Below are 9,074 nucleotides of genomic sequence, written 5' to 3'. Positions count from 1 at the left end.
TATGGCTACATACTGGATATAGCTAGTTATGGATTGTTGAAACAAGAAGCCCAGTCGTCTTTGGTGGGTGGTTCACACTCCTCTGTCAAGTGCTTTTGCAACGCCAAACAGATTGCATTACTAGACTTAAAAGTTTGGAGTTTATTCTGCGGATTTAGATATACACAAGGAGTATTCTCCACATTTAAAAGGCGTTGAGTTACCAAATAGTTTTTTAGATTGCGATAGAGATTGGCTGGAGGCTTTTTAAGCGCATTAAGACAGGTTTGTTGGGACAAAGGGTCTAGGAGTGTGCCTAGCAAGCACACACTAGGTCTTTGCACAATGGCAGATAATTTTAAGGGTTTTTTAGGTGTTTTTGCTCGATCCACATCAAAGACTTGATCAATGTAAAAGCCCCAATCTTGAATATCGCTCCAAGATCGGGATAACTGGTAAGCTAGGACCTGCTTTAAAGAAGTGTCTAGTTTGGGATCGTGGGGGGCGTATGTTTGCAATTTATTAGGCACGCTCCATAACTCTGAGCTGAGTGTGTAAGCCATGATTGTAGATTGGGGCACTTTTATGGTTTGCTTGCCTAAGTTTTTGAGTATATTGACTTTAAAGGCAAGCTCCATAACTAAATCATCTTGGGGTTTGGGCTTTTGGGGTAAATGTTGCCAATCCTCTAAAACATGCACGCCTTGTTCTTGCAACGCCACTAAGGGCTTATAGATTTCTAGCAGGGACAAAAACAAGGCTAGATTAGCTTGGGGACTATTGAGGGCTTGGTATTTACCCGCCTTGTTTCTGGCTTTTGGCATAGAGCTATCAAGCAACTCTAAAAGCTGGGCTTGGCTTAAAATCTTGAGGGTTTTATTAGGTTTCAAAGCCTTAAAAGGGGCATTTCTTGGATGAAATTTTGGGCTAGAGCGCGGATTTCTTGGGCTTTTTGCTCTAAAGAGCTTTTTAAAGGCTCTTGCTCTAATCTCCGTGATCCGTGCCTAGAGCGCACATCACTAGAAATAGCGTAACTCTCCAACACCTTAGCCTGCAAAACCTCCATTTGTGAAAGCCATTTGGCAGGCGATGCGTGCATTAAGCCCACAAGCAATAAGGCCGCTAAACCTAAATACATCTTAAAAACTCCTTTCTAAAGTTTTAGAAATGCCACACAGTATCATTATTCCCAAACGCACACATTTTCTCTTGTTCTGAGATGTATTTTTATCTTGGCCAATTGGGGCGTTCAATCCTTTCTAGTTCATCATCTATTATTCTTAGTCTCTTAGCTGTAGCACAGCTTGTCTTTACTCCCATGTCGCAAGCTCTTTGAAAGTGTAGCAGAGCTCTAACATAGTTTTGAAAGTTCTGTATAGATTTTTCATAATCTTGAGGAACACCCTTTCCGTATTGATACATGTGTCCCAAGCCATAATAAGCAGCGCTATCTCCCATCTCCAGTGCTTTTTGGAAGTATTGGAAGGCTTTGGCATAGTCTTTGTTCTTGTAAGCCTCTTTGGCCATAGAATAGTAGGAAGAGGAATATGGATCTGTTGTCTCCCCTCCAAAAAAGTGTAAAACACACCACACCAAAACCCCACACAAGAATAATCCCCCTAACACCAAACCAAATCGTCGATCACTTTGATCCAAGAAATCTCCTTATTAGCTCTAACAAGACGGGCTTAAAATCCCCAGCCCCATGTAAAACTCACCTGCCACCACCAAACCATTAAAAAACCCACTCAGTGCGCAACTAAAGGACCAACTCGTGTATTCGTAAATCTGCACAATAGGCAGAAAGGACAAAAGGCCTAAAATTACTTCACTAAACACTGCTAAATGCGAATGGCAATCCTTAGCCAGCCACGCGCCCACCACACCGCACATAAATAAAGTGATAAAGGGCATGGGTACTAAGACCAGCCCTAAGAAAAATGTTTTAACATCCATGCACACTACCCTGCACACCAAAGCTTTTTAACTTCATCTGCAATTTTTCCCTAAAAAATGTCTGCATCTCTAACATCACTATCTACAACACTAAGATTTATGAATTAAAACGGGCATGAGCACAGAAAGCAGGCATGGAGCAAAATAGAGAACGCAAACTTAAGTCCCAATATATGGCCCTAAATACTTTAAAGGTTTGAAAACAATTAATATATACAAAAAAAACCATGTAGCAACCAGAGCGCCCAAGAACCTCAAATACCAATGGGCGTTTCTAATGAGATATGTGCAGAGCACGGGCAAAAACAGGAGGACATACATTACCAGTGTCTCTGATACTGAACAGCATTTAAGCCACCCGGATGAGGAAAAAACAATGTTGATTAAAAACGGAATGGGGAAAAGCCACCATTTTTTATCCCCAAAATATGCCCAAAAAATAAGAGCCCCTACACTCGATGTGATGTATCCCATATACTTCATGGGAGGCTTATCTGTATAGTAACACAGCACAAATCCTAGAGCGATGATTCCTAGAGAAATGCGTTTTTTAGGGCATAACACCAGAATAAGAGCGCCTAGGTAGGCATACAAGCCAAATAGCATGTCTGCTATTCCAGCTCCTATCCCATGAGGGTGGTTAGGGGTCATCATGTCGCTGACAATAGAAAAGAACACAAATGTATTGGCAACATGCAGAGCTTGTTTAATAATAAATAATTTGTCCATTAGAATCCTTGGCGAATCTAGAATAAGATTTTTTGCGCGCCTCCCCCATTGTGCTACGGAGCAACCCATGCCACTAGGCGTGCAACTAATGGTTAATTTACAATCATCATTATGGGAAAGAGACACGATAAAATAGCTATAGCTATGGAACAGCGCACAAGCCAATGTGCGTTTTTAATGGGATAAGTGCAAAACACGCAAAAAAGTATAACGCCACAGTAGATTAGCGTGGTTAACATGATGATAGCGATTGAAGGCGGAATGAAAAAGAGCCACCATTTTTTATCGCCAATATATGCCCAAAAGATGAGAGCTCCTACACTAAATGTGATTGCTCCCATATATCTTGGGGGAGGGGGAGAGCCATAGTAACACAGCACAAATCCTAAAGCAATGAGTCCTAAAGAGATGTGTTTGTTAGGACATAACGCTAAAATGATAGCACCCATCTCAAGGCACATTACGAAAGGAAATACATCAATCCATCGTGCGCGCAAACCATCGTGAATAAAAACGATGTAAAACACGATCCAGGCAAACGAAAAAATATTGGCGGCATGCAAAGCTTGTTTACCAAACAGCTTGTCGTCCATTAAAATCCTTGCTGAGTTTGAACTATAACGCTCCAAACACAATCGCTCCAAACCCAACCTATCATACACAAACAAAATGATGAGAGATATCAACACTAACCCCAAGAACAAGAAAAAAATTTTCAACATTTATCCTTACTAGGGTATAGAATGCAAGACTTAAATAAATAATGCATACCACACCACCACAGCTAGAGCATTAAAAACCCCGCTAATAGCACAACGCCGCGCCCAAACTTTGCTAGACACATTATGTTCGTAAATCTTAAAAATTGGGTAAAAAGAAAAAACCCCTAAGATCAGTGAAGCTATAATGGCGAGGTTAAGATCAAGAGCAATACAAAAAACCAGCGCATAAAAGAAAATGCACGATGCAAAAGTAACAAAGGGCATGAGCACCAACTCCAAGCAAAACAATGTTGTATTTTTCATTTTATGCTCCTAACAACGAAACGATGTCAGTTTGAAAGGATGCTCCATAATGAGCAAGCCCAACACATGCTAAATTATATTGCAATACCCGCTGGTTTCTACAAGTCTAAGCCCCACAATATAGTGTTTGACACTAAAGGCTTGATTTAGCATTAAAGATTTCAAAGCTGTTTTACTTTAGCATGCCTTTTTCACTAAAGGCAATGAGTCAAGAAATAAAAATGACCAATATAATCAAAAGCCTACTTAGGCCAGTTTTAATTAGTTAGCGTTGAAATATTATCAAAAACTAGCGAATATGGGAGATTCTAGGGGTTATGTGGGTCTAGGGTATTTATATAGCAAGTCTACAAGGATTGGTATAGATTATTCCAAAGCCATAACATACCTTGAAAAAGCAGGGGATATGGGGAACGGGGAGGCTTATTTTCTTTTGGGATGGATGTATCGTTATGAAGAGGTTCGCACAGACACTTCTAAAATCTTAGAATGCTTTCAAAAAGCAGGCGATCTAGGATACAGCAAGGGTTATTTGGTTTTGGGAAGCATGTATCTCTATGGAATGTATGTTTCTACAAACTACACTAAAGCCGCTGCCTATTACCAAAAAGCAATTGACTTAGGCGATCCTGATGGTTATTCGGGTTTGGGGGATTTATACAATCAGAAACAAGACACTAACAAGGCTCTAGAATACTACCAAAAGGCTTGTAAAAAAGGTGAAGACCAAGTAGATTGTGAGGAAGCTGAAGCATTAGAACATCAACTCTCTTTGAAAAATAGATAATCTTTTTAGCCCCAAAAGAGTTTTTATCACCACAAAAATTTCATTCTTTGCAACGCCAAACAGATCGCATTGTCGGACTTGAAAGTTTGGATTTTACCTTGAGGGTTTAGATACATGCAGGGGGTGTCATCGATATTAACAAGACGGGCGGTTTTGAGGTAGGTTTGCCAGCTCTCTAAAGTGCTCTTAGAAGGGTTTTTTAAATTCTTTAAACAGAGGTCCTCGGACTTGTCGGTGAGGTATTGGGGGTATAAACAGAGTTGGGGATGTTTTAAAATGATCTGTTGGGGGCTTAAATCAGATGAAGTTCTGAAGTTAGGATACTTTTCATTAAAGAGTGCAGAGATATAGAATTGGATATGGTGTAACCACCACAGACCCGTAAAGATGCCTGCATTTTTGAGGGCTTTTAAGTGGGGATCGTTTAGCAGAGTTTCTAGGAGGGGTGGGGTTTGGTAGAGCTGGATGAGTAGCCATGCATAGCGTATATTGCCCCACAAAGTGTTTATGTCGGGGGCGTCAATCGTATCGATCTCGGTGGGCTCATCGGCAAAGTGCGTGTTCCAAAGGTTTGTAAAAGGATCTGCGCTATTGGTTAAATCGCCCAAGTAGCTACAAGGGGTGTGCGCGCAAGGGTGGAGTGTGGGGAAGGCTTTTGTGTAGCTTAAGGGATCTAAGCCCAGTTTGTGGGCGCGCTCAAAAGAGGTATAGAGAAGTTTAAGGGCGCTAGGAAAATCACCACAATCGCGCGTTGTGAAGTCGCTATATTGAGGAAACATGCTATAAGCCGTTACATAAAGCACCAGCACGCTGAAGTTTTTAAAAGAGGTTAAAAAGGGCGAGGGGGGTGCTTTTTTAAAGAGACTCAAAGAATCAATAAGAGGGCGGGCGATTGCTAAAAACTTTGAAAATTGCTCCCGATCAAAGATTTTTAGGCGTTCTTGGATTTGCTCAGGACTTAGGTGCGTGTCAAAAAGAATGTGAGCGCGCGCTATCTGTTCTTGTTCAATGTGCTCTTTAAGCGCGCCATTGAATATTTTATTGACACTTGCACTATCACAAGGATAGTTGGGGAATGCGTCCAAACTACAAACCCACGCGCTTAAAAAGCAAACGACAAAAAACAAGCGTCTTTTCATAGATGTCCTCCAAAATCTGATTTTTGCAACGCCAAACATAGCGCATTACTAGACTTAAAAATTTGTAGCTTATCCTTAGGGTCTAAATACACACAAGGGGCATCATCAATAGAAATCAAACGCACGAGTTGTAATTGCTCTTGAATGTCCCTAGTGTTGTAAGTTTGGGTTTTAAAGAGTTGTAGGCAGGTTTGCTGGGACTTTGCGCTTAAATACTTGGGACTTAGGCACATGGTGGGGTGGTCTTTTAGAATAGTTATGGGGTTGTCTTTGAGGTGGGCGTAAAAGGGGGCGTTGTAGCTTAGGGCTAGGAGACGGGCTAGATAGAGGGTAGAGAGGTGGTTGGGGTCTATGCGTTTTTGGTGTTTGCCCAACATATCTGCATAGGAATCATCATCTGCATAATAAGAGGGCGGCATCTCTTCTCGTTTGCCATCGTTGGCAACAAAATATTTATCTTCATCATCGCCAAAGATGTTGAGGATCGTTAAGCGTTCCCATAAATTGCGCGAATGGATCTTTTGTTGGAAAAACCCATAAGAATCCGCCATGTTTTCGATGTCTGTATGCAGTTGTTCTAAGAATTTATCCTTAGAAATGTCTTCATCATAGGCTGTTGCAATGATGTCATAAACACAGCCCGCACAGGTTTTTTTATCATTGCAATAATTGTTAGGGGCAAAGGGGGCGGGGTGGCACTTCTTTTCATCGACCAATATATGCTGGAGTTCTTTAATGTAAGCGATGACATCTAATCCTAGCTTGTGGGCGTTGAAAAGCGGGGCATAGAGGAAATTGGCGGTGTCTAAGAAGGCTTGGGCTAGCGCGGCACTTTTAGGCTGATTGGCACTAGGTTGATACAGACCGATACTATCTAGCGCGCGCAACATCTCCCGTTGTTTTAAATGCGCCAAAAACTGCGTTTCTGCTTTATTCTTGGGCTTAAACTCTTGGATTAAGGGCATTTGTTGGACCGCTGTTTGGGCTAGGGGGATCACGCCTTCAATGTACCCTGAAATGTCCCACGCAATGTTCATGTAGTCCCACCTCTCATCTTCTTCATAGTCGCCCACAGCGACTTCATTTGCTTTATCCATGTAGTCATGGAGGGCTTTAAATGCCTTGAAAAAGGGGGCGTTTTGAGATACCTTGGTTTTTTCCATGGGAATCGCGATGGTCAAGACCTTATCTTTTGCCTGTAGGTTTAAGACCAAGAGAGCTAAGAGCAAAAGACGGATCATTTGTATTCCTTTTTGAGGTTAGTTTGCAAGGCCAGACATAGGGCATTGCTGGATTTAAAAAGCTGGAGTTTGTCGCTGGCGTTAAGATACACACAGGGCGCGTTGTCAATAGACACTAAACGCAAGGATTTTAGGTATTTTTGCAAGGGCTTGGGATCGTAGCTATGTTCTTTAAAAGCTTGCAAGCAGGCGGCGTTAGCGACCTTGTTTAAATACTGGGGTTGTAAGCAGGCGGTGGGGTGTGTGCGCAAGCGATCGGCAGAGACTTTTTCGGGGTGTAATAGCGTGTCTGTGTAAATGTCGTGGTTGGTAAAAAACGCCTCAATGCGGTTTTTGTAGTGCAAATCCCATAGCAGGGCCTCTTTAGGAGTCCACCATTTGGCTAAATCCCCATAAAATAAATACCCCCGCTTTTCATCCCATACCGGCGCCCATAGGGATAGAGTCCATTGGATCGCGATAAAATCTTCGTGGGAGAAATTAGGCTCATAGCGCATCACAAAGTAACTCCCCGCCTTGGCACTTCTAAAATCTTCAAGCCATGGGCTCTTGGGGGTATTCTTAGGGCGTGTGCAAGAATCGTTTTTTTTGCATGGGTAGGTGTTGTGTGGGGCGGATTGTTGGAGATTTTTAAAATACTCATTTAGGTCTAAGCCAAGTTGGACGGCTTTAATTAAGGGGGTGTAGAAAAAGTTAATTCTGTGGAGGTAATTATACGCCAACATAGGGGCAGAAACGAAGTCGGGATAGTAGAGCCTTGAGTTAAAGCTCATAGAGTCCAACGACCCCCTTAGCATGGTGAAAAGGTGCAGGCGTTCGTAATCTAGCACATGGTGCCACTCGCCTTTTAGGGTCGCTAGGGGTGTGGCTTGCAAAATGGCTTGCAGGCTGGCGTTAAAGGGTTTGAGGCCGTGGGGGGCTTTATTGATCATGTGGATCAAGGCATCTTGGGCGTTTTGGAAGACTTGAATCATGCGAGTTGGCACAACCATACCCATTTGAGGCGGGTTTGCCTGTAGGCTCTGACAAAGGGGGTCTTTGGAGGGGAAGGTTTGGATCGTGTTTTGGGGGGTGAGATAGAGGCAGGGCTCATCGCCAAAGGTGATGAGGCGGACACGCCGGAAGTAATTGTAAAAATCCATGCCGGGATTCTTCAATAAAGCTTGGCATGCTAGGGTGTCTGTTTTAGAGTCCTTAAGACATGCATAGAAACCCACGCGATCCAAAGGGGCGGGGGGTTGAGAGGGGCTAAGCTGACGCACACCTTTTAGCCATATGCCAAAGCGGTAAGCATAATAATCTTTCAAAAGTTGCATGTCATAAAAGCTCACGCCCAAAGTTGTTTGGAGCTGTTTGTAGTAGGCGCGTTCTTCTTCATAGGCAATGCCATAATCGGAGTCAAATAAGAAATTATCCAAACCCGCCTTAATGGTGTTAATGCGGGCGATCGTAGGCGAGGAGTCCTTGGCTAACATGTTTTCTAGCTCTTTGTATTTGGCATTCGAGTCCTTGGAGGTAAAGTTGAGATTATCAACGAGGGTGCCTTGGTAATAGGAAAAGTGCGACCAAGTCAATTGCTTTAAGAAAGTTTCTAGGGACAAGCCCTGTTTGGAGAGATTGAGTAGCAGGGTGTAGTAAAACTTAAAATTGTGTTGCAGGGTGTTGAAGAGTTTTTGGGCTTCAAGGGGCTTTATGGGTGGAGCGCCTTCGTAGAGGGCTTGATCGCAACCCACTTCAGGAATCTTAGCCCGCACCAAGCCAAAGGCGTGCAAAGCCTCAAAGCCTCTAATTTGCGGGTAAAGCGGGAGATGTTTTAGGCGTTGCATAAAGGGCACATGGTCTACCATTTGGATAGCTAGATTCATCCATGTTTTGTAACGCCGTGCCACGACCTGTGGGGTCATCGCCGATTGGTCCATTTGGCTAGGCACGCATTCTGCCTTAAGAGCCACTTTTAAGGCGCTATTGTGGGCATTTACGAGCGAATCATAGAGGCTCTTTGCCGCCTTGAAAAATGGGGTGTTTTGAGATTCTTGGGGGTCGTCTATTTGGACAACGATAGTCGGTGCATGGTCTTTAGCCTGCAGGTTTAAGAACAAGAGGGCTAAGAGAAATAGACGAATCATTTTTATTCCTTTGCCAAGTGTTTTTGCAATGCCAAACAGATCGCATTGTCAGACTTAAAGCTTTGGAGTTTGTCCTTAGAATTAAGATACAC

General features: G+C 42.9%; 11 protein-coding genes and 1 pseudogene. 2 read left to right on the top strand and 10 right to left on the bottom strand.

The window, feature by feature from the left end; translation table 11 throughout:
- Window positions 1–26: 26 nt before the first annotated feature.
- The 7 genes from KCO92_RS07070 to KCO92_RS07040 form a co-directional block, all read right to left on the bottom strand.
- Window positions 27–869, bottom strand: a complete 843-nt coding sequence (locus KCO92_RS07070; protein ID WP_210647481.1) for a hypothetical protein — start codon at window positions 867–869, stop codon at window positions 27–29.
- Complete coding sequence (locus tag KCO92_RS07065; RefSeq protein ID WP_104696160.1) at window positions 866–1,117, bottom strand: hypothetical protein; 252 nt, start codon at window positions 1,115–1,117, stop codon at window positions 866–868. Before KCO92_RS07065 ends, KCO92_RS07070 begins: the two co-directional genes overlap by 4 nt.
- 89 nt (window positions 1,118–1,206) lie before the next feature.
- Entirely contained in the window at window positions 1,207–1,635 is a 429-nt protein-coding gene (locus tag KCO92_RS07060; protein ID WP_233710519.1) for a tetratricopeptide repeat protein, read from the bottom strand.
- Between the two features lie 18 nt (window positions 1,636–1,653).
- Complete coding sequence (locus tag KCO92_RS07055) at window positions 1,654–1,935, bottom strand: iron transporter (protein WP_233710518.1); 282 nt, start codon at window positions 1,933–1,935, stop codon at window positions 1,654–1,656.
- Between the two features lie 159 nt (window positions 1,936–2,094).
- Window positions 2,095–2,664: a hypothetical protein gene (locus KCO92_RS07050; protein ID WP_104696159.1), complete on the bottom strand. Its 570-nt coding sequence runs from the start codon at window positions 2,662–2,664 to the stop codon at window positions 2,095–2,097.
- Window positions 2,665–2,756: 92 nt separating this feature from the next.
- On the bottom strand, window positions 2,757–3,383 hold the full coding sequence (locus KCO92_RS07045; protein ID WP_104696158.1) for a hypothetical protein: 627 nt from the start codon (window positions 3,381–3,383) through the stop codon (window positions 2,757–2,759).
- 33 nt (window positions 3,384–3,416) lie between these two features.
- Window positions 3,417–3,689 (bottom strand): hypothetical protein, encoded by a 273-nt coding sequence (locus tag KCO92_RS07040; RefSeq protein ID WP_104696157.1) that lies wholly within the window; start codon window positions 3,687–3,689, stop codon window positions 3,417–3,419.
- A 298-nt stretch (window positions 3,690–3,987) separates the two neighbouring features.
- On the opposite strand from KCO92_RS07040, the pseudogene KCO92_RS07700 reads away from it, so the two are divergent.
- Together KCO92_RS07700 and KCO92_RS07035 are read left to right on the top strand one after the other, a co-directional pair.
- A pseudogene (locus KCO92_RS07700) lies at window positions 3,988–4,092 on the top strand (tetratricopeptide repeat protein); the annotation flags it as partial.
- Between the two features lie 3 nt (window positions 4,093–4,095).
- Complete coding sequence (locus KCO92_RS07035; RefSeq protein WP_233710520.1) at window positions 4,096–4,476, top strand: tetratricopeptide repeat protein; 381 nt, start codon at window positions 4,096–4,098, stop codon at window positions 4,474–4,476.
- A 26-nt stretch (window positions 4,477–4,502) separates the two neighbouring features.
- On the opposite strand, the gene KCO92_RS07030 is transcribed toward KCO92_RS07035, so the two are convergent.
- From KCO92_RS07030 to KCO92_RS07020, 3 genes are read right to left on the bottom strand one after another with little or no spacing between them, the layout of a single operon-like run.
- Window positions 4,503–5,615, bottom strand: coding sequence for a hypothetical protein (locus KCO92_RS07030; protein ID WP_104696156.1), 1,113 nt, complete (start codon window positions 5,613–5,615; stop codon window positions 4,503–4,505).
- Window positions 5,612–6,856 (bottom strand): tRNA methyltransferase, encoded by a 1,245-nt coding sequence (locus tag KCO92_RS07500; protein ID WP_233710516.1) that lies wholly within the window; start codon window positions 6,854–6,856, stop codon window positions 5,612–5,614. The genes KCO92_RS07030 and KCO92_RS07500 overlap by 4 nt, the downstream gene beginning before the upstream one ends.
- Window positions 6,853–8,982, bottom strand: coding sequence for a glycoside hydrolase (locus tag KCO92_RS07020; protein WP_104696155.1), 2,130 nt, complete (start codon window positions 8,980–8,982; stop codon window positions 6,853–6,855). Before KCO92_RS07020 ends, KCO92_RS07500 begins: the two co-directional genes overlap by 4 nt.
- Between the last annotated feature and the right edge of the window lie 92 nt (window positions 8,983–9,074).

The organism is Helicobacter salomonis, from assembly GCF_017979425.1.
In the GTDB taxonomy this organism is placed as follows: domain Bacteria; phylum Campylobacterota; class Campylobacteria; order Campylobacterales; family Helicobacteraceae; genus Helicobacter; species Helicobacter salomonis.
The sequence above is the reverse complement of the archived record's forward strand: the minus strand, read 5'-3'. Positions and strand labels throughout refer to the sequence as shown.